We start from the raw sequence: 22596 nt of genomic DNA on the forward strand, positions 1-22596 counted from the left end.
AATGCCCGCTTTGCACGATGAAAAACGAGTCTTGCGATGAACCGCCACTCTTGCTGATTGACAGTTTGGCGCGGTCCCTGAGCGCCAACAGGGACAGCACTACTGTCACTATCGAGACCAGATTGCCGGCGCTACACCTCATCTTCAGTGGCAACGCAGTCCGCAAAAAACTGAATCTGGTTGTTCTCGTCTACCTCTTGCACAAGCCCATGGATATCGGTCTCGAAGCCCGGACATTCGCGCGCGAAGGTTCTGTTGAATTTCAGGTATTCGACAATCTTTCTGTTGAAGACTTCGCCCGGAATCAAAAGCGGAATTCCCGGTGGATAGGGTGTGACAAGGCTGGTCGTGATACGTCCCTCAAGGTCGTCGATAGGCACGCGCCGGGTGGTTCGGGCGGCGATGTGGGAAAACGCGTCCGTCGGCTTCATCGCGGGCACCAGGTCGCTGAGATACATATCGGTCGACAGAACAGCGACATCGGACTTGGCATAAAGCGAATGGACGTGCTGGCACATATCGCCCAGACCCATTTGTTCATAGCGCGGCTGTTTGGCGCAGAATTTCGGCATGCAGCGCCACATCGGAACGTTCTTGTCATAATCGTCCTTGAACTGCTGCAACTCGGTCAAAAGCGAATTCCATCGGCCCTTGGTGATCCCGATCGTGAACATGATGAAAAAACTGTAGAGGCCAGTTTTCTCGACGACGACACCATGTTCAGCGAGATATTTCGTGACGATGGATGCAGGGATTCCGGAATAGTCAAACTTCCCGTCCAAATTCATACCCGGCGTGATGATGGTCGCTTTGATAGGGTCCAGCATGTTGAAGCCGGGCGCCATGTCGCCAAAGGCATGCCAGGAGTCTTCGCCATCGGACGGCTGCACGCCTTCGGCATTCGTTTTCTTCAATACCCAGTTGTCGGCACTGTCTACGCCTTCTTCGTCCAACTCCTCCGGACCCCAAACCTGGAACCACCAATCGTTGCCATACTCTTCATCCACCTTTCGCATGGCACGCCGGAAATTGAGCGACTCGATCAGGCTTTCTTCGACAAGTGCACGTCCACCCGGAGGCTCCATCATCGCAGCAGCCACATCGCAACTTGCAATGATGCTGTATTGAGGGCTGGTCGAGGTGTGCATCAGATACGCTTCATTGAACAGATGCCGGTCCAGTTTGGTCTTTTTGCTGTCTTGGACCAGAACATGGCTCGCCTGCGAAATCCCTGCCAGAAGTTTGTGGATTGATTGGGTCGAATAGGTCACCGAATGGCTCGGCCGGTCGCGCTTGCGCCCCATGGCGTGGAAGGTGCCATAAAACGGGTGAAACGCCGCGTGCGGCAACCATGCCTCGTCGAAATGCAGGTTCTCGACATAGCCGTCGAGCATGTCCTTGATCGTCTCGGTGTTGTACAGGACCCCGTCATAGGTCGATTGCGTCAGAGTAATGATGCGCGGTTTGACCTTGTCCGCATCCACATGCGCCAACAGCGGGTTCGAGCGGATCTTCTCCTTGATCGCCTCGATCTCGAACTCGGCCTTCGGGATCGGCCCGATGATGCCATAGTGGTTTCGTGTCGGCTTCATGAAGACCGGGATAGCGCCCGTCATTATGATGCTGTGCAGAATGGACTTGTGGCAATTCCGGTCAACCACAACCACGTCGCCGGGAGCGACCGTGTGGTGCCAGACCATCTTGTTTGATGTGCTGGTCCCGTTGGTGACAAAAAAGCAGTGATCGGCGTTGAATATCCTTGCCGCATTCCGCTCGGACGCGCCGATGGCGCCGTTGTGGTCAAGCAATTGGCCAAGTTCTTCGACCGAGTTGCACACATCTGCCCGCAGCATGTTTTCGCCATAGAACTGGTGGTACATCTGCCCGATCGGACTTTTTAGAAACGCGACGCCGCCCGAGTGCCCCGGACAGTGCCACGAGTAGGAACCATCCTCGGCATAGTCGAGCAGCGCCTTGAAGAACGGCGGCTGAATACCTTCGAGATAGGCCTTGGCGTCACGGACGATATGGCGCGCGACGAATTCCGGCGTGTCTTCAAATGTGTGAATGAACCCATGAAGTTCACGCAAGATATCGTTGGGCAGATGGCGGCTCGTCTTGGTTTCGCCATAGATATAAATAGGCACATCGTTGTTTTTCCAACGCACCTCTTCGATGAAGGACCTCAGGTTCAACACTGCCGGATCAAGATCTGGGCCGGGCGTGAATTCCTCGTCGTCGATCGACAGCACAAATGCACTCGCGCGGGATTGCTGTTGTGCAAACTGCGACAGATCTCCGTAGCTGGTTGTGCCCAGCACCTCAAAACCTTCGCTCTCGATGGCTTCAGCGATGGCGCGAATGCCCAAGCCAGAGGAGTTGTCGGAACGGAAGTCCTCGTCGATGATGACGATGGGAAAGCGAAATTTCATTGAAAGCTCCAGTAGGGCAGGATCAGTCTGTGTTGTCTTTCTGGCGATGCGCTTTTTTCGTCAATCGCCCGAGTCGAGAATCTCGAAGTCATGTCTCCATTGTTATACCGGTCGTCAAGGCGCAAGCAGAGATACTTTGTACCCTCCAAAACAAGAGGGTTTCTCATTTAACTACGGCATACCGACGATGGCCACATGAGGGTCGCGCGCAAACCTGGCACCAAAGCCCCCGATCTGACCAGCGTGCCGCCTCTGCCGGATTGGCGGTCGCTGGTTAAAGGCGCGTGGCGGCCACTCGCCCCCCTACTTGCAAGGGCACGGAGGCGATCCATTGAATCCGGAAGGACATGGTTTGCCGGCAACTGCGTGACGCTGACCTTGGGGGATAAGCGTTCAATGTAAATGTCCGCTGGTCTTGACCAAGCGCACGTCGCCAGCAGCGAAGCAATCGATCTTCAAGGTAACTGGCCAACGGCACGCTCCAACCGGGTTGAGCATCCGCCTTTTCGATTCCTGTGCGCCCTAGGCAGAAGTCACGCCGCGCCCGGAAATCATTCCAAGCTCCGCGCAGGCACGCAAAATCATGTTGAAATTCTCTCGCTTCAGCTTCTCTGCACCTTCGTCGGCGGAATTTTGTGTAAGTATGATCGTACGATCAATATGTCCGATGGATTCAATCTTGGAGATGTCACGACCGATATCGTCCAATGCGTCAAGCAGGATCAAGACCAGATTTCCTCTCAGCCAGGGAAGCGTCGGGATAGCCAAAAGCCTCTCGAATACATCTTTGGCATCATCGCAAAACCCGGCCACAACGACTTGCGGGCCGACCTTTGTGCCGACAATGCGATAGCCAAAGATGGAACCGGTCGTTTGAGTGGTGAAGACTTCAAAGTTGCCGCCTTCACGCGCGGCAAAGGTATGCCAATTCGACACTGTAAGCCCCTATTCAACGATTCCAGAAATGAAGAAGGGGCGGATTGCTCCGCCCCCTGTTGCCACGAGGGAAATCGCGGGCCTTAGTTGAACGAGTAGACCAACGAAACACCGAAAGTGTTGTCGGTGCTTTTCGCTGTGCCGGGCTCGGAGTGGAACTCGGTCAGGATGCTCGTGCGCAGTGCCAATGTGTCGGTCATTGCGACGTTCAAGGCGAGGTCGTTGAAGATCACATCGTCAGACGAGGACAGGATGATGTCCGTGTCGTTCGTCAGGAACAATGTGTCCGTCAGCTTATGAGCATAGTCCGAGGAGATGCCGAAAGCGCCTTCGCTTACGTCAGCCGAACCGATGTCGTTGAGGTTTGCAAAGCGGTAGCCGGGACCGGCTTGAACCGACCACTGACGCTCCGCGTCGTTGTAGATGCGGTAACCAGCACCAAAGCTGACGAATGTGTCAGATTCGTACTGAGCGTCCGTCGCACCATCTGCCGAACCCTGAATTTTTGCAAAGCCGAAGGTCGACGGGTTGAAGTCACGTGTGTACTCAAGCCCATAGAACAGGCTCTCTTCAGACGCCGAGTCATCGTCATCGCTATAGGCATAGTTCAACTGCAGTTCGATGCCGTTCGGACCCCAGACATAGTTCATGTCCGAACCGATACCGATGTTCAGTGTCTCGCTATTGCCGCTTTGCGCAATACCGCGCAGCGCAACCGAGCCATTGAATCCCTGAGGGCGGCCTTCGTTGCCGAAGCGGTCAAGCTCGCGCTCTGCATCGTCTTCGATGGCTTCGATCAGGTCTTCGTTCAGATCGCCTGCAACGCTGTCACGGCCAATCAGAGTCTGTGTAAAGCCAGGTGCGGCAATCATCAGGGCAAGCGCGGATACGGTCGCCAGTTTCAGTGTCTTATTCATGGGTCATTCCTTTCCCAAAGAAGTGTGACCCGACCCAGAAGGGCGGGAGCAATTCCTGCTGACACTGCATGTAGGTAAGTTTTATCTACAAGGAAAATTCAAAATAATTACGCTTAAAACAAGTATTACTCATCTTAAAGATTTATTCAGCGTTTCCCGTCCCTTCGGCTGCGTCGCCGTCACTGATGTCTTTCAATTCAGCGATCACCGAGTTCTGATCCGCTTCGATTTGTGATTGAATTGCGACAAGTGTCTTCTCCGCAGTCGCTCGCACTTCCGTATCAAGATCGTCGCGCCAGACTGACCAGATCGGATAGGGAAACGCCGGGGCGCCTGGAACAAGGTGCAGCCGCCCTTCATCAAGATAACGTTTTATGTATCGCGCTGGAAGATAGGCCGCCGCCTGCCGCATGACGACGTAGTCAGCGGCCATGGCACCGAGCGAAAGCGTCAATCCAGGGTTCGTTAGTTCAGGGAACTGAAGGGCATGCGCATGCACGAATTCCGGACCCCAGTCGACGAAAACATAGTGAGGAGCGACCTCGTCGAGGGTCATTTCAAAAGACGACGCCATCACAAGCTCTTCATCCATGACCCTGCGCGCGCTCAGTCCCGGTCGAAGCTGCGGCGTGTACATCAGGCCAATCTGCACAATTCCTTCCACCAGAAACCGGGTCAGTCGATCCGGCATCCCAATCTCCGCTCTTACGTTGAGCGTCGGCATTGTTACCTGCATCAGGTCAATCCACCGGAAACCCAGTCGTGGCCAAAGCGAGTATTGCGCTCCGACTGTCAGCGACCTGGAATATCCTTCGGGGACGCCGATCTGCTGGCGGGCTTCCTCCCAGATCTTGATTAGTGAGAGCGCATAACGTTCGAATTCGCGGCCCGCGGACGTCAGTTCAGCCCCCGACTTCGAGCGTAGGAACAATTGCTTGCCAAGCGAGTCCTCAAGACGTTGCACGCGAAGGCTTACGGCGGACTGGGTGACAAAGAGTCGATCACTGGCGTTTACGAAGGACCCTGTGGCTGCGACTTCGAGAAAGGTGCGTATAAGAGCAATATCCATCAGAACGTTCCATGAGCAATAATCGCTTCAAACCCATTTATTATTCGTTTTTCTAACGAATTGAAACCGCATATCTACGCCTCGTGGAAGCAGAACACGACCGAGTGAATCGCCATGGAAGTCACGGGGCCAATGCCCCTTCGCAAAGGCTCCGGCGTCTGCTTCCACACAACGCAAGAAACCCTTTTTGGGAAGAGGAGCACGAAATGAAACTGTTTGATGCGCGTAAAGCCACTGCCGCCACGCTGATTGCTGCCGTTGTCGGCCTGTCAGCCTGTTCGTCCGATCAAGTGATTGACAACACGGTAGGCGTCGCAGCGGGGGGCACCAAGATCGTAGCCAAAGGCGCGGTCGGCGCTGGCAAGTTGGTCTACAAAGGCGGCAAAGCCATTGTCGGCGGCAACGAGTGAACTGCCAGCAGCACAGCCCGGGGCACTTCCGGACAGACCATATTTCAGCGCTCGCCATGTGTCTTGGCGGGCGCTTTCTTGTGAGAGAGGAACGCCATCCATAACAGCCGATAGCGCTTGGAGCATTCGGCTATCGGCCACCATTCGGAGCCTCTTCAACCGGGCGCGCAAGTCACACCCGATGAGTTCCGCAGCATCCGCCCTAGAACGGTCGCTCGTACCTGATGCTCACTGTATCGCGTGACGCGCCGCCAACCACCTCGCGAGACGCACGCGCCGAGAACTCTCCGCGCCCGTCAACCGAGCGCGACGACCACTTAAGCTCAAGCCCACCACCACATTCGGTGTCTGTCGCGTCGGTGCGGATCGTCTCGCACAAGACACTCGGCGCAACACTCAGTTGACGCCGCGAGATGCCAAACCGGTCCCCCTCGCCTGCAAAAACGAATTCGGGCCGGAATCGGATCACACCCAGAGCGACGCTGCCGACCGACACGACCTCGGTGGTCGTCGCAAGAGTAGAAACCGAGGTGACGTTGGCGTCCCCTACAGACGCCACGCCATAGGCAAAGCTCAACTCCGGATAGACCGTGAAACGGTCGTAGTCACGCTGCCCCGTTACGGCGACACCGACCTGAACGGACGTCGTGTCATACGTGCCATCCACGTCCAGCGTGCCGTTGCCAAGGTCCAGATTGTTGCGCCCCACGCCAAGGGTGACAAACCCGTCCCAGAAAAGATTTTCCGACAGTTGATCGACGAAATAGGCCCCCGCATTCAGGCCAAAGCCCGTGCGATTTCCGGTAAAATCGTCTTCGATGTCCGACCGCCTGGCCGAAGCCCCGATGAACAGACCCCGCAGCACGTCATCTCCAACAAGACGCTCCCATGCGACGCGGCCTTCCACCGAGGACGTCACATCGTCGTCCTCATGGCGGCTGACAGACAATTCGCCAAAGGCAAGGCGGCGACTGGTGCCATCGAGGCTGGATTTCTGCGTCAGGAAAGACCCGCTGCCCGTCGCGAGACTCTTGCTCACCGACAGTTTGCCGTCAAAAACCGGCTCGATACTGATCCCGCGCACAGCGGCACACCCGCCAAGACCCTCGATGCTCGGATCGGCGTCGCTGAGGTCCTCTTCGGTCAGATTTCGGCACCGTAGGTAGCCAGCGTGTCGCCCCCGTGCGTCGCGGGTTGCCCGCTGGTTGAACGCAATGCGATTGCGCAGGTCGCGGACGGTTTCTTCGATGATGATCTCTTCGATGGCCACAATATCGGTCGGAGTCAGTGCGGCCACCAGAACGAAAGTCAACGTGCTGGACGCGCTGTTCGGGGCGCCATCGCTATCCGTGGCGACACCGGACGGCACCGTCACGTTGACCGGCAACATCGGGTTCGTCGGTGTGACGATGATCGTGTAAACACCGGCTGACGGGTTGGCAAAGCTAGACGCCACGCCGTTCACCACGTTGAAACCCGCCAGCGTCATGCCCGACACGGGTTCGTTAAAGATCGCCGTGATCGGGAAAGGGCCATTGGGCGGGCTTGGCTCGGCCACAAGCGTGACGCCAGGGGCGTCATTCGCGTCACCGCTGACCGCGATGTCATAAACACCCTCGTCGGGGTCGTTGTTGGCCACGTCAATGTCAAAGCCAAACGCCCCATCCCCCGCTGGCGTATAGGTCACGTCGAATGTCGTCGTCTCACCCGGTTCAAGTGTCAGATCCCCCGGCAGACCTACGTTAACTGCACCGGTTATATTCGTCGCGTTGCTGACCGTGGGCGTGCCGCCAAGGGTCAGCGTGTTCGTGCCAGTGTTCATGACGGTATACGTCACGGTCTTGGCGACACCCGAAGGCTCAAGCCCCTGTGGATCGCTGCCGCCGTCGGCAACGGGGCCACCGGACTCAGACGCGCTGATCTCGATCTCGGGCGCGACGGGAAGCGTGACGACAACGCCCTGCACTTCACGAAACGTCGCCTGCTGGTTCGCGGCTCTGCCCACGAAATTGTCCAGCCTGACCTCACTCACCCGGTAGAGACCCGCCCCCCCGCCCCTGCAAAGGAAACGAATTTCGGATCGTTGAAATTGGTGGTTTCGCCTATGTTGACGTCTTCCTGTGCGTACGTGATCGTGGAATTGGTTGCAGGATCAAAGTAATCCACCTCTACGTCGAGCTGGCGCAACTCGTTGTCGTTCATGTTGCGGCCGTCGTTCGCCCAGATCACGATCCCGGTCATGAACTCTGCGTTGTCAGGAGAGAATGTGAATGTGATCTGGTAGTCGGGATCGACAGGTCCCAGCAGGCAGATCCCGGGGTTCGCATTACTACCATCCGACAATTCGGGAAGCGTTGCGAGGCATGAACCTGACGTCCAGCGCGGAGGATCGCCGTTGTCCGTAACTGTGTCCGCCACAAGGTTTTGCGCAACGGCACTCTGGGAAAATGCGATCAAGCAAAGTGCCAGAAAAGCACCCAGATATCGGCGCGCACCAGTTTGAATGGGCAATGGCCTTCAACGTCGCCAGGTACATCATCACAAGTTACGCGCTCGTTTTTAGTTGCCTTCGCTAATGCCAACCTGAAAAGAAGCTGACTTTGAAAAACAAGCTTCGTCACAAAATGAGGTAGCGGAATTGGCGCTCATTCGCAGAACTGTTGCCTACAAGACTCATTGGTGGGTCACGCTTCCAAAGCGGCACTCTGGCAAGTCGGCCCCAACAGGGTCCATTTCAGGTGAGCTGCAAACGGATTTCGCGACAAAGCCACCGGCCACCGACAGATGTCAGCCCGCTTCTACCCGCGCCAAAAGCGCCTTGGCCGATGCCTGTTCCGCCGCACGCTTGGAGTTCGCGCTGGCCCGTTCGGCTTCGCCCGTCGAGAGTCGCGCTTCCACGGTGAAAACCGGAGCGTGATCCGGTCCCGTGCGGCTCACGGCTTCATAGCTAGGAGGCGCAAGTCCGCGCGCCTGCGCCCATTCCTGAAGCGATGTCTTCGCATCCCGCGCATCGCCTTCGACTGTGTCGATGCGCGACGCCCAAAGCCGCAGGACAACATCGCGCGCAGCCTCAAAACCGGCATCCTGATAGACCGCCGCAATCACCGCCTCCATCGCGTCCGCCAAAAGCGCCTCTTTGCGCCGCCCCCCGGACATCATCTCCGAGCGACCCAGTCGCAGCACCACGCCGATGTCGATATCGCGCGCTACGGCGGCACAGGTTTCCTTACGTACCAGAGCGTTGAACCGCGGTGCCAGTTGACCTTCGGCGGCGCCTGCGTCGGCTTGCAACAATGCTTCGGCGATCACCAGTCCCAGCACACGGTCCCCAAGGAATTCTTGCCGCTGGTTGTCGGGGCGGGTCTCGCTGGCAATCGACGGATGCGTGACCGCACGGATCAGATACTCGGGCTCCTTGAAGTCGTGACCCAACCGGGCCGCAAAAGCGTCCAGTTCAGCCGAGGTCTTCATCACTCGATCGCCTTGAAAAACCGGTCCATGCGCCACGTCCAGACGAAGAACAAAGACCGCCCCGCGGACGAGAACATAACCCGGTCCGCGCGTCCGATCAGGTTCTCATACGGCACAAGCCCAACCCCCGAAGGCTGGGCCACACGGCTGTCGGTGGAATTGTCGCGATTGTCGCCGACGAAATAGAACATGCCTTCGGGAACGCGCGTCACGCCAGTATTGTCCAGACGGGTTGGTCCCGCGTCCAGAACTGCGTGCTGAGTGCCATCCGGCAGTGTTTCAATGGACTTCATTTTGTTGCAATCGTCCCCGAACGACACCGACATCTCGATGCAGATCGGCGTTGTGCCAATGGGTCCCTGTCGCTCGTAAGTCTCGGTGAACAAGCCCTCTTGAACCTGAGGTGCGGCCGATCCGTTGATGAACAGAACGCCGCTACGCATCTGCACTGTATCGCCCGGAAGTCCGACAACGCGCTTTATGAAGTCCTGTCCGTTGGCAGGATGCCGGAACACCACGACATCGCCGCGCTCGGGCTCGGACCCCCAGATACGCCCATCAATGGGACACAGGCCAAACGGGCAGGAATATTGCGAATACCCATAGGCCATCTTGTTGACGAAGAGAAAATCGCCGATCAGCAAGGTGTCTTTCATCGACCCCGACGGAATCCAGAACGGCTGGAAGAACAAGGTGCGAAACACGCCCGCAATCAAAAGCGCGTAGACGACGGTCTTGATCGTTTCGACGACCCCGTCAACGAACGTACTGGTACTGTCGGACATGTATGCCTAGCCTCTGTAAGGTCGACGCTTTCTGAGGGGTGGCGACTGCCCTGTCAAGCAAGCCGCCGCGTCGTCTCGGGGGTTGGTATGTCATTCGTTTCACCCAAGGGGCGCGCTTCGATCAGAACAAAAGCCTGAGCCCAGGGGTGGTCATCGGTCAGCGTGACATGGACTACCGCTTCAAAGCCCGCAGGCGTCATCGCTTCAAGCCGCTCGGCCGCCCATCCCGTCACATGCATGACGGGCTGACCTGTTCGCAAATTCGTGACCGACATGTCCTTCCAGGCGATGCCCATCCGCAACCCGGTGCCCAGCGCCTTGGAACACGCCTCTTTCGCGGCCCAGCGTTTGGCATAGGTGCCCGGCGTATCGGCCCGGCGTTCGGCTTTGGCCTGCTCGATCTCCGTAAACACACGATTGCGAAAGCGGTCGCCGAAACGCTCCAGCGTGCTGGCGATCCGCTCGATATTGCAAAGGTCCGTCCCGATACCAAGGATCATTAGCCTGCCCGCTTTCCAAGTTCGCCGCCATATGAAACCGCGACCCCGGCCTTGGCAAGGTTTTGGAAACCATGTTGGTCTAAGGATCCGCCTTATGTGGCGAAACCTCATGATTCTGTTTCTCTTGACCGGCTGCGGTGGCGTGGCGTGGAATACCACGTTGGCCAGCGAACCAGTCGTGCGCCGTGCGATGCTTGAAAGCCTCCGCCCCGGAGTCACCACCGAAAGTCAGTTTTTGACCCGTTGGGGACGACCCACGCAACGTATCCGTGAAGGCGGCGAAACGCGCCTGATCTATCGCAGCATGACGAACCCGCGGGGCTAACGTTTTCCGCAGTTCGGCAGCAGTTGGGACTATGTGGTTGCGGTGTTCCAGTATGGCCAAGCGGTGTCCGCCTACTCCAGCGATACCGAGGGCTGCCGCGCCACCTTCGCGCCGCGCCCTCCGGGGCAGGCCTTTGATGACCCGACCACGGTCTATCCGGTCAACTGTAGTCTGGCTGGCGCTTCGGACGGCGGCGCACCCCTTGGCGCGGTCGGCGGCGGTGTCGCGCCGGATGAATACGGAAATGGCCGGGCGAACGGTACAGGTTCCAGCGCAAGCCAAAACGGCAAGGGCGACGGACGATCCGGGCCGGGCAAGCTCTAGCCCGCCACCCCTTAAACGTTTTTGCATGGCAGCTAAGCGAATTTTGACAATTTTGTTGGGATCGGGAATCCTTTAAAACCTCCTCGTCACCGGACCACAACCGGACCCAAACACCGAACTTCAGGCGCTCGTCCGATCACGCACTCTGTGTTCCGGTCCCGAAGCCGCTTTGCCAATCCGAAAGGAGCACCCAATGCAAGCCCTCTCAAACCCCGAAAGCCGAAACTACGCCCGCATCGCGGGGGCCCTTTATCTCACTATCGCCGTCTCTGGCGGTTTCGCCATCGCCTATGTCCCCGAGGCCATCAACGTCGCAGACGATCCCGCCGCAACACTTGCAAATATCAGCGCCATGCGCGGCTTGTTCCTTGCAGGGATCGGCGGCGACGTCGTGATGATGCTGTCCGAAGTGCTGATCACCGTCATGCTGTTCTTCATGTTCCGTGGCGTCAGCCCAACGCTTTCTGGTATGGCAGCCCTTGCCCGCCTCAGCATGGTCGCGGTCATGTCGGCAATGTTGTTCTTCAGCGCGGCGGTCTTCACACTCGCAACCGATGCGTCGTTCCTGTCGGGCTTCACCGCCCCCGAGCGCGCCAGCCTCGCCGAACTGTTCACCTATCTCGACGCGGTCGGCGTATGGATCTGGCAGCTGTTCTTCGCGCTTCACCTTGTCCTTCTCGGGATACTTATCCTGAAATCCGGGGCGTATCCGCGGCTCTTTGGCTATGGCATGACCATCGGTGCCATCGGTTACGCGCTGGACAGCCTCTATGCGTTCGCCCTGCCCGAGGTCACACTTCTCGGTCTGGCCCGCATCGGTCTCCTCGCGATTGTAACACTCTCCGAAGTCGGCTTTGCGCTTTGGCTGCTACTTCGCGGCCCTCGCGTCAGCGATAAAACGGCTGCGGCCTAATCAGGCACGATCCGCGCGGTCAGCACGCGGATGGCTGCTGCTCCGAACAACAAACCAAAGCCCGCATCAAACACCCGCGCCGCCCGACCGTAGGCGCGTGCGATCCGGGGCGCCGAAAACAATATCGCATACCCGAGGAAAACAACCGTCGACGCCGCAATCAATATGCCGAACAAGGCCCAGACATCTGCGCCAGACGCTCCGGCGGGCAAAGCAATCGCATAGATCGCGCCCCATGCCAGAATCGCTTTCGGATTCGTCAGGTGAATTGCCAGACCACGCAGAAAGCTACGCCCGCTGCCGCTTGCCCTGATCGCAACCGCGCGGCCATACCACGCTGCCCGAAGCGACCTGATCGCCAGCCAGAGCAAGTAGGCAGCACCGACGTAGCGGATCACCTCAAAGACCCAGACATTCGCCATCATGACCGCCGACATGCCCAAGGCCGCCGCACTTCCAAGCATTGCCGAACCGACCAGAACACCAAACGCAAGAATCAGCCCTGCCCGTCGCCCCTGCCCCATTGCCGTTGAGGATATCGCCAGCGTCGCCGGTCCCGGGGACCCTCCGGCCAGCATCCAGCCCACCACGACAACCCACAATTCAACGCCCAAGGCGCGCACCGTCCATGATGTTGCGCATTTCGCGGATAGCAGGCTCAAGCCCCCGGAAAATCGCTTCGCCAATCAGGAAATGCCCGATATTCAATTCGCGCACCTCGGGCAACGCCGACACAGGAGCCACCGTGTCGTAAGTCAGCCCATGTCCCGCATGGACCTCAAGCCCCAGCGAATGGGCAAACGCAGACATGTCGCGCAAACGCTCAAGTTCGTCGTCGCGTTTGTCGAAGTGCCCTTCAGCGTGGAAATCGCAATAAGCCCCGGTGTGCAGTTCGATGACCTCTGCACCGATCCGGTTAGCCGCCTCGATCTGACGTTTGTCGGCGGCGATGAAAATCGAAACACGGCATCCGGCATCCCGCAAAGGCGCAATGAAATGCGCCAGACGGTTCTCGTCCTTGGCAACCTCAAGCCCGCCTTCTGTGGTCCGTTCCTCGCGCTTTTCGGGAACAATGCACACCGCGTGCGGCTTATGCCGCAAAGCAATCGCCTGCATCTCGTCCGTCGCGGCCATCTCGAAATTGAGCGGCACCGACAAGACTTCCATCAGCCCGTCGATATCCGCATCCGAAATATGGCGACGGTCCTCGCGCAAATGGGCGGTGATCCCGTCAGCACCAGCCTCCTCGGCGATCTTGGCCGCGCGCAACGGATCCGGATACGCACCACCGCGCGCATTGCGCACCGTCGCGACGTGATCGATGTTGACGCCCAGTCGAAGAGGGGGTTGGTCTGCCATGAAAGCCTCCGCACAATTACTGGGCAAAGACTAGTAGCGCGCACCGACTTAACAAGCGCAAAGGGGCACGAAACCGTGCCCCTGTCATGATTAGTGAACGTTTACAGGCGCAAAATCATTCTGACGTGCCAAAGCAAACGCCATCGAGCGATCTTTTACCAAAGCCAGCCGGACACCATCCGCCGAGTGCAGCGCATAGATATGCTTGCTACCCAACGCCTGATCCTGAACCTCTTCGGGCAGGTCCTCAACGGCGACAGGACGCACATAAACCAGCTTGCCTACGTCCAACTTCTTGAAATCATACTGCGTGTTCATACCACTTACTCCTTTCAAGCCTTGTTGATGCGGATCGTCTGCACCACCTTGTCGGGCACTGCGCGCATCAAATCGATATGCAGCAAACCGTGCTCCATCGAAGCTCCTGCAACATCGACACCATCCGCGAGCAGGAATGTCCGCTGAAACTGCCGCGCTGCGATCCCTCGGTGCAAAAACACCCGATCTGCGCTGTCATCCGTCTGCTTACCTCTTACGACAAGCTGGCGGTTTTCGACCGTGATCGACAGGTCGTCTTCGCGAAACCCCGCTACAGCAAGCGTGATGCGGAACGCGTTGTCCTTCACTTGCTCGATATTATACGGCGGATAACCGTTTTCGGATTTCGCTGTGCGTTCGACGAGCCGTTCAAGCTGGTCAAAGCCCAGAAGGAAGGGATGTGTTCCCAAGGTCATTTTTGTCATGCGACGTCCTCTAGTAAAGCGACGGTGCTGTTTTCGGCCCCTGACGGCGACCGACGTTGTCAGAAATATGGGGATGCAATGCGGCCGTAACAAGGCCAGTTCACGCTTTGAAATGAAGGGCGTTCACGTTATCTAAAGGCTTGAGCAACATCATATCGCCCGAAATCATGACAAATGCACCGCCACACAAGATGGACCATGACGAGGTTCTGCGCTTCAAACTGGAGGCCTGGCGGCGCGAGCACCGCGATCTCGACGAGGCGATCCGTGCTCTGGATGAGCGTGGTACGGGCGATCCATTGACGGTCAAACGGCTGAAAAAGCAGAAACTTGCCCTGAAAGACAGAATTGCCCAGCTCGAAGACGAGCTGACGCCCGATATCATCGCCTGAGCCGTTGCGACCGTTTGCATGCGGCGCTAGGGTCCGGGCGAGAATTTGACGGGGGATCACCGCGTGAGCGTTAAAGTTGGCATCATCATGGGCAGTCAGTCCGACTGGCCCACCATGAAACCCGCCGCCGAGATTCTCGACGAACTTGGCGTGGCGTACGAGACCCGAATCGTCTCGGCCCACCGCACCCCCGACCGCCTTTGGGACTACGGGAAAACGGCTGTTGATCGTGGGCTTCAGGTTATTATCGCTGGCGCGGGTGGCGCGGCGCACCTGCCCGGCATGATGGCTTCCAAGACCCGTATCCCCGTCGTCGGCGTTCCGGTGGAAACCCGCGCGCTGAAAGGCGTGGACAGCCTCTATTCCATTTTGCAGATGCCTCGCGGCTATCCGGTGGCGACCATGGCGATCGGCGGAGGTATGAACGCAGGCCTCATGGCCGCGCAGATGTTGGCCACCACCGACGCCACCCTCGCCAAGCGCCTCGACGCATGGCGCGAGGCGCTCACCGCCTCTATCCCCGAGGAACCAAGCGATGACTGACGCGCTTCAACCCGGCCAGACCATCGGCATCCTTGGCGGAGGCCAACTGGGCCGTATGCTCGCCATGGCCGCCGCGCGCCTCGGCCTGAAAGTCCACATCTTTGAGCCCGCCGCCAATCCCCCAGCAGGCGAAGTTGCCCACAAGACAACCACCGCGCCCTACGAAGACGAGACCGCTCTCACCTCCTTCGCCGACAGCGTCGACGTCGTCACCTACGAATTTGAAAACGTACCCGCGGCCGCGCTTGACCTCATCGAAGCCCGCGTCCCGATCCGCCCGAACCGCATCTCGCTCGCCACCAGTCAGGACCGCCTGACCGAAAAGACCTTCCTTAGGGACATCGGCCTCGAAACAGCCCCATTCGCCACCGTCATCACCGAAGCCGAACTTGCTCAAGCCCTCGCCTCGGTCGGCATGCCTTCGATCCTGAAAACCCGCCGCCTTGGCTATGACGGCAAAGGTCAGGCCCGCATCAACGACCGCCACGGCGCGCCCGCCGCGCTGGCCGCGATGAACGCCGCGGACGCCATCCTCGAAGGCTTCGTCGCCTTCGACCGCGAGATCAGCGTTATCGCCGCGCGCGGCCTTGATGATACCATCGCCTGTTTTGAACCCGGCGAAAACGTCCACACCGACGGTATCCTCGACACCACTACCGTGCCTGCAGACATCTCGACCGCCACGCGCGAGCGCGCCTTTGGCATCGCGGGCACCATCCTGACGGCACTGGATTACATCGGGGTCATCGGCGTCGAGATGTTCGTCTCGGGCGACAAGATCATCATCAACGAGTTTGCACCCCGCGTGCACAACTCGGGCCACTGGACCGAAGCGGGCGCGGTCATCGACCAGTTCGAACAACACATCCGCGCCGTTGCGGGATGGCCCCTTGTCGATCCGGTCCGCCACTCGGACGTCATCATGACCAACCTCATCGGCGACGATATCGAACAGGTCCATGCGATCGCTGCGGAAACCGGCGCGCGCCTGCACCTTTATGGCAAGGCCGAAGCCCGCCCAGGGCGTAAAATGGGCCACGTCACACGCGTCCTCGGCCCCGCCACTGACCGCTGATGGGGCGGCGCATCCGACTTGCAACGCGCGGCCTCGTGTTCAAAGGTGACAGACTCCTCCTCGTGAACGCATGGCCCGACGGCAAGAGCGACCTCATGTGCGCCCCCGGCGGCGGCGTAGAACCCCATCAATCCCTGCCCGACAACCTGCGCCGCGAGATTTACGAAGAAACCGGCCTGACCGTCACCGTCGGCCCTTGTGTGCTGATTAACGAATTCCATAACCCCGGCAGCAACTTCCACCAAGTTGATATCTACTTCCGCTGCACCCTCGTTGCGGGCGAGCTTACAGACGCATGGCAAGACGTCGAAAACATTGTCACCGACCGCCGCTGGGTCACCCGCGAGGAACTGACGACATTGCGCGTCAAACCCGACAGCCTTGCCGAGGTCGCCTGGGACCACGACGGCGCCGCCGCCTACGACGCTTTGGAGCCGCTCCTGCGCTGACCGCCAAGCACACCCAAAGCGACCCCGCCCAGCACCACCGCACTAGCCAAAATCAAGCGTCCACTGGCGACCTCGCCCAGAACCAAAACACCGCCCACAACCGCAATGACCGGCACTGTCAGTTGCGTTAAAGCAGCCACTGCCGCGTCCAGCTTCGGCAAAACCGAATACCAAAGCGCATAGCCCAACCCGGACGTCAGAGCGCCGCAGATGATCGCCAAAACCGCGCCACTGGCACTCATCCCGTCCTGCACAACGATCCACGCCAACAATGCAAACGGAATCGAACAGATGAAATTCGCCCCCGTCTCGGCCATCGGATCCGTCGCGCCGCGCCCTGCCAGCGAATAGACCCCCCAAGCCACCGCGGCGACGCCCATCATCAAAGATGCGCCAAAAGGCGGCGCGCCTATGGCCCCCGGCCACAAAAGCCAGACCAATCCGCCAAACGCCACTGCCGCCCCGACCCATCGCAAAACCGGTGGACGGTTCCCAGCGACCAAGGCTCCGGCAAACATGGTCACCTGCACGCCACCGAACAGGATCAACGCCCCGACGCCCGCGTCCAACGCCACATAAGCAAACGAAAACCCCAACATATAGGCCATCAACGACCCGGTCCCGACGACACGTCGTCTGGTCAGCAACCTCGGCATGTTTCCGCGAAAATAGAGCAGCGCCCCAAGGCACAAAGCCCCCGCCACAACCCGCAACGCCTGAAAAGCCGCCGGCCCGGTTTCGCCGTCCAACAGCCCCCAGCGGTTCAGGATCGAGTTTGAGGCAAACGCCACCATCGTCAAAGCGGTGAGCGCGAAAAGTCTCACTTGTTCATCACTGCGTTGACAGAATGCGGCAGCACGGTCGACAAATCCTGCCCGCCAAGATCCGCCCCGATCATCGTCTCATAACGCGCCAAAGCCGCCTTCAGCGCAATCGCCTCGCGGTCCAGCTCCTGTGATGTGGCGACCATCAGCGCCGCGTCTTTGGCAATACCGGACACCGAAAATCCAACCGCGTCGCTCTCGCCCTTTATGATAGGCATCCGCTGCAAGAATGCGGGCGAAGCCGCCGGACTCTTTTCCAGGAACCCAAGCATTGTGTCCATCCCCAACCCCAGTCCTGCACCTGTCTCCAAAGCCTCCGACAAGACTTCCCACATCCCCGTCAAGACCATGTTGTTGACGATCTTGGCCGAAGCACCTGCCCCAAGCGGGCCAACATGAGCCACCTTGTCGGACGCCAAGGCAGCAACAGGCAAGAACCGCGCGACGTCCGCGTCCTTGCCGCCGACGAACATGCCAACCGTGCCCGCTTCAACCATGTCAGGCCCACCTGAAATAGGCGCATCTAACAAGGCACCGCCTGCCCGCTCGATACTAGCGAGCAGATCACGCACCACGGTCGGCGACACGGTTGAGGTTTCCACGATCAGCTTGCTGGTCAGATCCAGTGTAGAAAGTTGCGTCAGCACGTCGCGCGCCGCGTCATCATTGAAAAGCGAGAGCACCAAGACATCCGAAGCAGCGACGAGATCACGCATTTCGCCGACGCCCTCGAACCCTGCCGCCGCTGCTTGCTCGCTGTCCACACCGCTGCGCGTCCAGCCTTGGACCAACGCACCCTGACTTGCAAACCGTGCGGCCAGCGCCCAGCCCATCCGGCCCAGTCCGATCACGCCAATGCGTTCGTTCATGTCGCCACCTTCCTTAACGCTCCGCTAAACGCGCGAACGGTCGCACCTACGCAAAACCGACGTGATACCGACATCATACCGACGTCACCGATTCAGCCCTTCCAGGCCCCGCTTCGCACGGTATCGATCATCAGTTGCACGTTCTCGGGATCAGCGTCCGGCGTGATGCCGTGGCCAAGGTTGAAAATATGCGGACCCTTTGAAAACGCACGACAAATCGCGCCCGTTTCGTCGATCAGATCCTGCCCACCAGTCACCATATGCGACGATTTCAGATTGCCCTGAACGCAGCCATCCACCTGCACATTCGCCGCCGCCCACTCGGCGTCCACCGAGTTGTCCAAAGCGACGCAGTCCGCCCCGATAGCCTTTGAAAACCCTACATATTTCTCGCCAGCCTCTCGCGGGAAAGCAATCACCGGAATGCCCGGATGACGCGTTTTCAGCTCAGTAATGATCCGCTTGGCAGGTTCCAAAGCGAACTCCTCAAAGTCCGCGCCTTTCAACGATCCGGCCCAACTGTCGAACAGTTTCACAACCTCGGCCCCGGACTCGATCTGCGCCGAAAGATACTCCACCGTCGCCGCCTCGATCCGCTCCATAACCGCTTGAAATAATGGGCGGTTCGCGGCCTTCAACGCATGCGCCGGACCCTGATTGGGCGTTCCTCGCCCGGCAATCATATACGTCGCAACCGTCCACGGCGCGCCCGCAAATCCTATCAGTGTCGTCTCTTTCGGCAGTTCCGCCGCCAGCTTCGCAACGGTTCCGTAAACCGGCGCAAGATGATCATGGATCGCATCCGCAGGCTTCAGCTTGTCGAAGTCCGCCTGTTCCGTGATCGTCGACAACCGCGGCCCCTCGCCAGTCACGAACCAAAGATCCGCGCCCAGCGCGTCCGGAATCAGCAAGATATCGGCAAAAAGAATAGCCGCATCAAAGCCATAGCGTCGGATCGGCTGTAAGGTAACCTCGGCGGCCAGATCAGAGTTATAGCACAGCGAAAGAAAATCCCCGGCCTCGGCCCGCGTCGCCTTGTACTCCGGCAAATACCGCCCGGCTTGTCGCATCATCCAGATCGGCGGCGTGTCCAACGTCTCGCCAGCCAGTGCGCGCAGGATTAACTTATCGTTTGCCATGTCAGGATACCTTCTCAACTTGGATAAGAGAGGTCCCAGCCAGACGTAAGATTGTCAATACAATGAGTTGTCAGTTTTTTCTGACGCCCTTAAACAGGCATTCATGAAGAATTTGCCTGATCCCAGAAATCCGTTCCGCATCGGCACCCGAGGCTCTCCTCTGGCGTTGGCGCAGGCCCACGAAACCCGCGACCGCCTCTGCGCCGCTTTCGATCTGCCGTCCGAGGCGTTCGAAATCGTTGTGATCAAGACAACAGGCGACGCGATCCTTGATCGGCCACTGAAGGAAATCGGCGGAAAAGGCCTTTTCACGCGCGAAATCGAAGACGATCTCTTGGCAGGCCGGATCGACATCGCAGTCCACTCGATGAAGGATATGCCCGTCCAACAACCCGGCGGCCTGACGCTTGATTGTTATCTGCCGCGCGAAGACGTGCGCGATGCCTTCATCGCCCCCAGCGGCGGCACACTTTCGGGTCTGGCACCGGGGACCAAGGTCGGCACCTCGTCACTGCGCCGAAAAGCGCAGTTGCTGAACCGGCGTCCCGACCTTGAGATCGTTGAGTTTCGCGGTAATGTGCAGACAAGATTGAAGAAACTGGAAGCGGGCGTCGCCCATTGCACCTTTCTTGCGATGGCTGGCTTAAACCGTCTCGGTATGTCCGACGTCCCCGCAACACCGATAGCGACTGAGGAAATGCTGCCCGCCGTCGCGCAAGGCGCTATCGGCATCGAACGGCGGAGCGACGACGGCCGCGCCACAGAACTGCTTGCCGCCCTGCATCATCTGGAAACGGGTCAGAGGTTGGCCGCTGAACGCGCTTATCTTGCGGCGCTGGATGGCTCGTGTGAAACACCTATTGCCGGCCTTGCCACACTTGACGGCACAACCTTGTCGTTGCGCGGGGAAATCCTGCGCACCGATGGGTCTGAAGCTTTGAGCGATACGCGCACTGGCCTCATCGAGGACGGCGCAGCAATCGGAAAGGACCTTGCAGAAAGCCTTCTGGCCCGCGCAGGCCATGGCTTTTTCGACTGGAGAACCGCGTCCTGAGCTGGACGCGGGCGTACCAGTTTAACGACCGATCAAGGCCACCGGAGCAAATTCGGACCGCTCATAATCAAGCGGCGCCTGATCCGCTGCAATCGTTTCGCGCTTGAACTCATAAACCATCTCGCCCGCGTCTTCCTCGGACGCCACGATCAGGCACTGAGACATGTGCCGCGCACCATCATAAACATCAACCAACCCGCGCAATTGCGGCGCGTCTTCGGCATCAAGCGCAAAGCCCTCGTCCCAATATCGCAATATGGTAAACGTCTGATCGCCGACCCGCACACGCAGACGGCTTTTCTTTGCCCGGTTGCGCTTTCTGGCCGCTTCCAGCCCCTCGCGCACCTCTTTTGGCAGATACTCTGACATAGCTATCATCCCCCCCAAAGGACAGTCTGGGCCGATTCGCTCGCAGGACAAAGAAAACACTGATTTCATGACAGAAAAATGAAACAATCCACAGGCAAACACACCTTTTGGAAGCACGGATTTGCAAAGAAACTCCGCGTTTCGCCAACACTTCTCGCAAATACGCACACCTTCTCTGTGGCCACTGGGATGGTTTCTTATCGTCAGAACCTCATATCTAAGGTCAAAGGAGATCGTAGATGGGTAAGCTTGTTGAAGGCGTCTGGCATGACGTCTGGTATGAAACCAAATCGAACGACGGAGCATTTGTCCGCGCCGACGCGAAGTTCCGCAACTGGGTGACGCCCGATGGCGCGCCCGGTTCTTCGGGCAAAGGCGGCTTCAAGGCAGAAGCCAAACGCTATCACCTTTACGTTTCGTTCGCCTGCCCCTGGGCGCACCGAACGTTGATGTTTCGCAAGCTGAAAGGGCTCGAAGACATGATTTCCGTGTCCGTCGTGGACCCTGACATGTTGTCGGACGGCTGGACTTTAAGCGGAGATTACCCCGGCGCGACGGGCGATACGCTTTATGGCCTCCGCTTCGCGCGCGACGTTTATACCAAGGCTGACCCGACGATGACGGGCCGCGTTACGGTACCGATACTCTGGGACAAGAAGACTGAAACCATCGTCTCGAACGAAAGCTCAGAGATCATTCGCATGTTCAACTCCGCGTTCGACGGGCTGACGGGCAACACAGACGACTATTGGCCCGAGCACATGCGCGACGATATCGAGAAGGTGAACGCACGCATTTACGATACCTTAAACAATGGGGTGTATAGATGCGGCTTTGCGACGTCGCAAAGGGCGTATGATGACGCGGTGTCCAAGCTCTTCGAAACGTTGGATTGGCTGGAAGATCGGTTGTCGAAAAAACGCTACCTTATGGGCGACCAAATTACCGAGGCGGATTGGCGTCTGGTGGCTACCCTGTTCCGGTTCGATCTGGTGTATCATTTGCATTTTAAATGCAATCGCAGCAGGATTGTCGATTTCCCGAACCTCTGGGCCTTTACGCGTGAACTTTATCAATGGGTTGCGCCGAACGGAAGCCGCATCGCTGAGACAGTAAATTTCGACCATATCGTGCGCCACTACCACTACAGTCACGAGACGATTAACCCTCACCGGATCATTCCGATCAACCCGGTTATTGACTGGAACGAGCCGCACGAACGCGGAAACTCGAAAGCCGCTTAACTGGCCCGTCCATGATACTCGACAATCGCCGCCAAATCATTTGGCGGCGATTGTTCGGGCACCATCGCGGCAGCATTTGGGATGTGGTTGAAAATCGATCCGTCCGAGAAAAATGTGCTGTTTGAAACGAAAACGATCCGGGCCGACGGTCTTCGGTAGCTTGCGTAGTCGGCAATCGCGAGGGCGCTGCCCTTTTCTAGGTTCAGGTCAAGAACGATCACGTCGACGTCGTGGACACGCATGAAGTCAGTTGCATCCGCCTGACTATGAACAACGACCACCGTGTTGCCCTGACGCTGCAAATGTCGCGACCAGATGCGCGTCAAATGCCTATTATTTGCCACGATCAGTACCACCATACCACCTCCCGCGGCGGGGAGCCGCTGCGGATGTTCACCCCTCGTCATATTTGTCCTACAATGCTTAACAAAGGGTTAACTTGAGTAAACTTGCC

The 22596-nt window shown here is 58.4% G+C and carries 28 protein-coding genes; 10 read left to right on the top strand and 18 right to left on the bottom strand.

Features of this window, described 5'->3' with window-relative positions; translation table 11 throughout:
• Positions 1 to 131: 131 nt before the first annotated feature.
• From BOA8489_RS04820 to BOA8489_RS04835, 4 genes are all read right to left on the bottom strand, one after another.
• Entirely contained in the window at positions 132 to 2432 is a 2301-nt protein-coding gene (locus BOA8489_RS04820; RefSeq protein ID WP_093972845.1) for an arginine/lysine/ornithine decarboxylase, read from the bottom strand.
• A gap of 522 nt (positions 2433 to 2954) precedes the next feature.
• Positions 2955 to 3368 (bottom strand): hypothetical protein, encoded by a 414-nt coding sequence (locus BOA8489_RS04825; RefSeq protein WP_093972846.1) that lies wholly within the window; start codon positions 3366 to 3368, stop codon positions 2955 to 2957.
• Between the two features lie 83 nt (positions 3369 to 3451).
• Positions 3452 to 4285 (bottom strand): DUF481 domain-containing protein, encoded by an 834-nt coding sequence (locus BOA8489_RS04830; protein ID WP_093972847.1) that lies wholly within the window; start codon positions 4283 to 4285, stop codon positions 3452 to 3454.
• A 142-nt stretch (positions 4286 to 4427) separates the two neighbouring features.
• Positions 4428 to 5354, bottom strand: coding sequence for a LysR family transcriptional regulator (locus tag BOA8489_RS04835; protein WP_093972848.1), 927 nt, complete (start codon positions 5352 to 5354; stop codon positions 4428 to 4430).
• Between the two features lie 206 nt (positions 5355 to 5560).
• Between BOA8489_RS04835 and BOA8489_RS04840 the strand changes: the two genes are divergently transcribed.
• Complete coding sequence (locus BOA8489_RS04840; RefSeq protein ID WP_093972849.1) at positions 5561 to 5764, top strand: hypothetical protein; 204 nt, start codon at positions 5561 to 5563, stop codon at positions 5762 to 5764.
• Positions 5765 to 5966: 202 nt separating this feature from the next.
• Here the strand turns inward: BOA8489_RS04840 and BOA8489_RS04845 are convergent, their stop codons facing one another.
• From BOA8489_RS04845 to acpS, 5 genes are all read right to left on the bottom strand, one after another.
• Entirely contained in the window at positions 5967 to 7796 is a 1830-nt protein-coding gene (locus BOA8489_RS04845; RefSeq protein ID WP_093972850.1) for an Ig-like domain-containing protein, read from the bottom strand.
• Complete coding sequence (locus BOA8489_RS04850; protein ID WP_093972851.1) at positions 7793 to 8275, bottom strand: hypothetical protein; 483 nt, start codon at positions 8273 to 8275, stop codon at positions 7793 to 7795. The genes BOA8489_RS04845 and BOA8489_RS04850 overlap by 4 nt, the downstream gene beginning before the upstream one ends.
• Before the next feature lie 276 nt (positions 8276 to 8551).
• A complete protein-coding gene (gene rnc / locus BOA8489_RS04855; RefSeq protein ID WP_093972852.1) occupies positions 8552 to 9235 on the bottom strand; it encodes a ribonuclease III in 684 nt (227 codons plus the stop codon).
• Positions 9235 to 10020 (bottom strand): signal peptidase I, encoded by a 786-nt coding sequence (gene lepB / locus BOA8489_RS04860; protein WP_093972853.1) that lies wholly within the window; start codon positions 10018 to 10020, stop codon positions 9235 to 9237. The genes rnc and lepB overlap by 1 nt, the downstream gene beginning before the upstream one ends.
• Positions 10021 to 10073: 53 nt before the next feature.
• Positions 10074 to 10520, bottom strand: a complete 447-nt coding sequence (gene acpS, locus BOA8489_RS04865) for a holo-ACP synthase (RefSeq protein WP_093972854.1) — start codon at positions 10518 to 10520, stop codon at positions 10074 to 10076.
• Positions 10521 to 10629: 109 nt separating this feature from the next.
• Between acpS and BOA8489_RS04870 the strand changes: the two genes are divergently transcribed.
• From BOA8489_RS04870 to BOA8489_RS04880, 3 genes are all read left to right on the top strand, one after another.
• Positions 10630 to 10845, top strand: a complete 216-nt coding sequence (locus tag BOA8489_RS04870) for a hypothetical protein (RefSeq protein WP_141138240.1) — start codon at positions 10630 to 10632, stop codon at positions 10843 to 10845.
• A 42-nt stretch (positions 10846 to 10887) separates the two neighbouring features.
• Positions 10888 to 11169 (top strand): hypothetical protein, encoded by a 282-nt coding sequence (locus BOA8489_RS04875; protein WP_141138241.1) that lies wholly within the window; start codon positions 10888 to 10890, stop codon positions 11167 to 11169.
• Between the two features lie 193 nt (positions 11170 to 11362).
• A complete protein-coding gene (locus BOA8489_RS04880) occupies positions 11363 to 12082 on the top strand; it encodes a DUF4386 domain-containing protein (RefSeq protein ID WP_093972857.1) in 720 nt (239 codons plus the stop codon).
• Here BOA8489_RS04880 and BOA8489_RS04885 read toward each other — a convergent pair.
• The 4 genes from BOA8489_RS04885 to BOA8489_RS04900 all read right to left on the bottom strand — a co-directional run bounded on the left by BOA8489_RS04885 (position 12079) and on the right by BOA8489_RS04900 (position 14184).
• Positions 12079 to 12696, bottom strand: a complete 618-nt coding sequence (locus BOA8489_RS04885) for a LysE family translocator (RefSeq protein ID WP_245813663.1) — start codon at positions 12694 to 12696, stop codon at positions 12079 to 12081. The two genes, BOA8489_RS04880 and BOA8489_RS04885, sit on opposite strands and share 4 nt — an antisense overlap.
• Entirely contained in the window at positions 12686 to 13441 is a 756-nt protein-coding gene (locus BOA8489_RS04890) for a pyridoxine 5'-phosphate synthase (protein ID WP_093972858.1), read from the bottom strand. Before BOA8489_RS04890 ends, BOA8489_RS04885 begins: the two co-directional genes overlap by 11 nt.
• 90 nt (positions 13442 to 13531) lie before the next feature.
• Positions 13532 to 13759 (bottom strand): DUF1150 family protein, encoded by a 228-nt coding sequence (locus BOA8489_RS04895; protein ID WP_093972859.1) that lies wholly within the window; start codon positions 13757 to 13759, stop codon positions 13532 to 13534.
• A gap of 14 nt (positions 13760 to 13773) precedes the next feature.
• Positions 13774 to 14184: an Hsp20 family protein gene (locus BOA8489_RS04900; RefSeq protein ID WP_093972860.1), complete on the bottom strand. Its 411-nt coding sequence runs from the start codon at positions 14182 to 14184 to the stop codon at positions 13774 to 13776.
• 167 nt (positions 14185 to 14351) lie between these two features.
• Here BOA8489_RS04900 and BOA8489_RS04905 point away from each other — a divergent pair, with 167 nt between their 5' ends.
• The 4 genes from BOA8489_RS04905 (at position 14352) to BOA8489_RS04920 (ending at position 16643) form a co-directional block, all read left to right on the top strand.
• On the top strand, positions 14352 to 14576 hold the full coding sequence (locus BOA8489_RS04905; protein WP_370807153.1) for a YdcH family protein: 225 nt from the start codon (positions 14352 to 14354) through the stop codon (positions 14574 to 14576).
• Between the two features lie 63 nt (positions 14577 to 14639).
• Positions 14640 to 15119 carry a 5-(carboxyamino)imidazole ribonucleotide mutase gene (gene purE / locus BOA8489_RS04910; RefSeq protein ID WP_281256168.1) on the top strand — a complete coding sequence of 160 codons (480 nt, stop codon included), beginning with the start codon at positions 14640 to 14642 and terminating at the stop codon, positions 15117 to 15119.
• Entirely contained in the window at positions 15112 to 16194 is a 1083-nt protein-coding gene (locus tag BOA8489_RS04915) for a 5-(carboxyamino)imidazole ribonucleotide synthase (protein WP_093972861.1), read from the top strand. The genes purE and BOA8489_RS04915 overlap by 8 nt, the downstream gene beginning before the upstream one ends.
• Positions 16194 to 16643 carry an NUDIX domain-containing protein gene (locus BOA8489_RS04920; RefSeq protein WP_093972862.1) on the top strand — a complete coding sequence of 150 codons (450 nt, stop codon included), beginning with the start codon at positions 16194 to 16196 and terminating at the stop codon, positions 16641 to 16643. Before BOA8489_RS04915 ends, BOA8489_RS04920 begins: the two co-directional genes overlap by 1 nt.
• On the opposite strand, the gene BOA8489_RS04925 is transcribed toward BOA8489_RS04920, so the two are convergent.
• From BOA8489_RS04925 to hemE, 3 genes are all read right to left on the bottom strand, one after another.
• Positions 16613 to 17467, bottom strand: a complete 855-nt coding sequence (locus BOA8489_RS04925; RefSeq protein ID WP_245813664.1) for a DMT family transporter — start codon at positions 17465 to 17467, stop codon at positions 16613 to 16615. The two genes, BOA8489_RS04920 and BOA8489_RS04925, sit on opposite strands and share 31 nt — an antisense overlap.
• Positions 17464 to 18336 (bottom strand): NAD(P)-dependent oxidoreductase, encoded by an 873-nt coding sequence (locus tag BOA8489_RS04930; protein ID WP_093972864.1) that lies wholly within the window; start codon positions 18334 to 18336, stop codon positions 17464 to 17466. Before BOA8489_RS04930 ends, BOA8489_RS04925 begins: the two co-directional genes overlap by 4 nt.
• A 92-nt stretch (positions 18337 to 18428) precedes the next feature.
• Positions 18429 to 19475 carry a uroporphyrinogen decarboxylase gene (gene hemE, locus BOA8489_RS04935; protein WP_093972865.1) on the bottom strand — a complete coding sequence of 349 codons (1047 nt, stop codon included), beginning with the start codon at positions 19473 to 19475 and terminating at the stop codon, positions 18429 to 18431.
• A 103-nt stretch (positions 19476 to 19578) separates the two neighbouring features.
• Here hemE and hemC point away from each other — a divergent pair, with 103 nt between their 5' ends.
• On the top strand, positions 19579 to 20529 hold the full coding sequence (gene hemC, locus BOA8489_RS04940; RefSeq protein ID WP_093972866.1) for a hydroxymethylbilane synthase: 951 nt from the start codon (positions 19579 to 19581) through the stop codon (positions 20527 to 20529).
• 21 nt (positions 20530 to 20550) lie between these two features.
• Here hemC and BOA8489_RS04945 read toward each other — a convergent pair whose 3' ends face one another.
• Positions 20551 to 20898, bottom strand: coding sequence for a hypothetical protein (locus BOA8489_RS04945; protein ID WP_093972867.1), 348 nt, complete (start codon positions 20896 to 20898; stop codon positions 20551 to 20553).
• Between the two features lie 239 nt (positions 20899 to 21137).
• Between BOA8489_RS04945 and BOA8489_RS04950 the strand changes: the two genes are divergently transcribed.
• Positions 21138 to 22142, top strand: coding sequence for a glutathione S-transferase family protein (locus tag BOA8489_RS04950; protein WP_093972868.1), 1005 nt, complete (start codon positions 21138 to 21140; stop codon positions 22140 to 22142).
• Here BOA8489_RS04950 and BOA8489_RS04955 read toward each other — a convergent pair.
• The gene (locus BOA8489_RS04955) at positions 22139 to 22501 is read right to left on the bottom strand and encodes a response regulator (RefSeq protein WP_093972869.1); all 363 of its coding nucleotides are present in this window, start codon (positions 22499 to 22501) and stop codon (positions 22139 to 22141) included. The genes BOA8489_RS04950 and BOA8489_RS04955 overlap by 4 nt on opposite strands.
• Positions 22502 to 22596: the final 95 nt, after the last annotated feature.

It is taken from the genome of Boseongicola aestuarii, assembly GCF_900184815.1.
In the GTDB taxonomy this organism is placed as follows: domain Bacteria; phylum Pseudomonadota; class Alphaproteobacteria; order Rhodobacterales; family Rhodobacteraceae; genus Boseongicola; species Boseongicola aestuarii.

Coding starts and splice junctions, on each gene's coding strand:
- BOA8489_RS04820 (WP_093972845.1), bottom strand. CDS start 2,432: ATGAAATTTCGCTTTCCCATCGTCATCATCGACGAGGACTTCCGTTCC.
- lepB (WP_093972853.1), bottom strand. CDS start 10,020: ATGTCCGACAGTACCAGTACGTTCGTTGACGGGGTCGTCGAAACGATC.
- BOA8489_RS04930 (WP_093972864.1), bottom strand. CDS start 18,336: ATGAACGAACGCATTGGCGTGATCGGACTGGGCCGGATGGGCTGGGCG.
- acpS (WP_093972854.1), bottom strand. CDS start 10,520: ATGATCCTTGGTATCGGGACGGACCTTTGCAATATCGAGCGGATCGCC.
- BOA8489_RS04870 (WP_141138240.1), top strand. CDS start 10,630: ATGATTCTGTTTCTCTTGACCGGCTGCGGTGGCGTGGCGTGGAATACC.
- BOA8489_RS04900 (WP_093972860.1), bottom strand. CDS start 14,184: ATGACAAAAATGACCTTGGGAACACATCCCTTCCTTCTGGGCTTTGAC.
- BOA8489_RS04945 (WP_093972867.1), bottom strand. CDS start 20,898: ATGTCAGAGTATCTGCCAAAAGAGGTGCGCGAGGGGCTGGAAGCGGCC.
- BOA8489_RS04880 (WP_093972857.1), top strand. CDS start 11,363: ATGCAAGCCCTCTCAAACCCCGAAAGCCGAAACTACGCCCGCATCGCG.
- BOA8489_RS04920 (WP_093972862.1), top strand. CDS start 16,194: ATGGGGCGGCGCATCCGACTTGCAACGCGCGGCCTCGTGTTCAAAGGT.
- BOA8489_RS04895 (WP_093972859.1), bottom strand. CDS start 13,759: ATGAACACGCAGTATGATTTCAAGAAGTTGGACGTAGGCAAGCTGGTT.
- BOA8489_RS04955 (WP_093972869.1), bottom strand. CDS start 22,501: ATGGTGGTACTGATCGTGGCAAATAATAGGCATTTGACGCGCATCTGG.
- BOA8489_RS04835 (WP_093972848.1), bottom strand. CDS start 5,354: ATGGATATTGCTCTTATACGCACCTTTCTCGAAGTCGCAGCCACAGGG.
- rnc (WP_093972852.1), bottom strand. CDS start 9,235: ATGAAGACCTCGGCTGAACTGGACGCTTTTGCGGCCCGGTTGGGTCAC.
- BOA8489_RS04830 (WP_093972847.1), bottom strand. CDS start 4,285: ATGAATAAGACACTGAAACTGGCGACCGTATCCGCGCTTGCCCTGATG.
- BOA8489_RS04950 (WP_093972868.1), top strand. CDS start 21,138: ATGGGTAAGCTTGTTGAAGGCGTCTGGCATGACGTCTGGTATGAAACC.
- hemC (WP_093972866.1), top strand. CDS start 19,579: ATGAAGAATTTGCCTGATCCCAGAAATCCGTTCCGCATCGGCACCCGA.
- BOA8489_RS04890 (WP_093972858.1), bottom strand. CDS start 13,441: ATGGCAGACCAACCCCCTCTTCGACTGGGCGTCAACATCGATCACGTC.
- hemE (WP_093972865.1), bottom strand. CDS start 19,475: ATGGCAAACGATAAGTTAATCCTGCGCGCACTGGCTGGCGAGACGTTG.
- BOA8489_RS04840 (WP_093972849.1), top strand. CDS start 5,561: ATGAAACTGTTTGATGCGCGTAAAGCCACTGCCGCCACGCTGATTGCT.
- BOA8489_RS04915 (WP_093972861.1), top strand. CDS start 15,112: ATGACTGACGCGCTTCAACCCGGCCAGACCATCGGCATCCTTGGCGGA.
- BOA8489_RS04905 (WP_370807153.1), top strand. CDS start 14,352: ATGACAAATGCACCGCCACACAAGATGGACCATGACGAGGTTCTGCGC.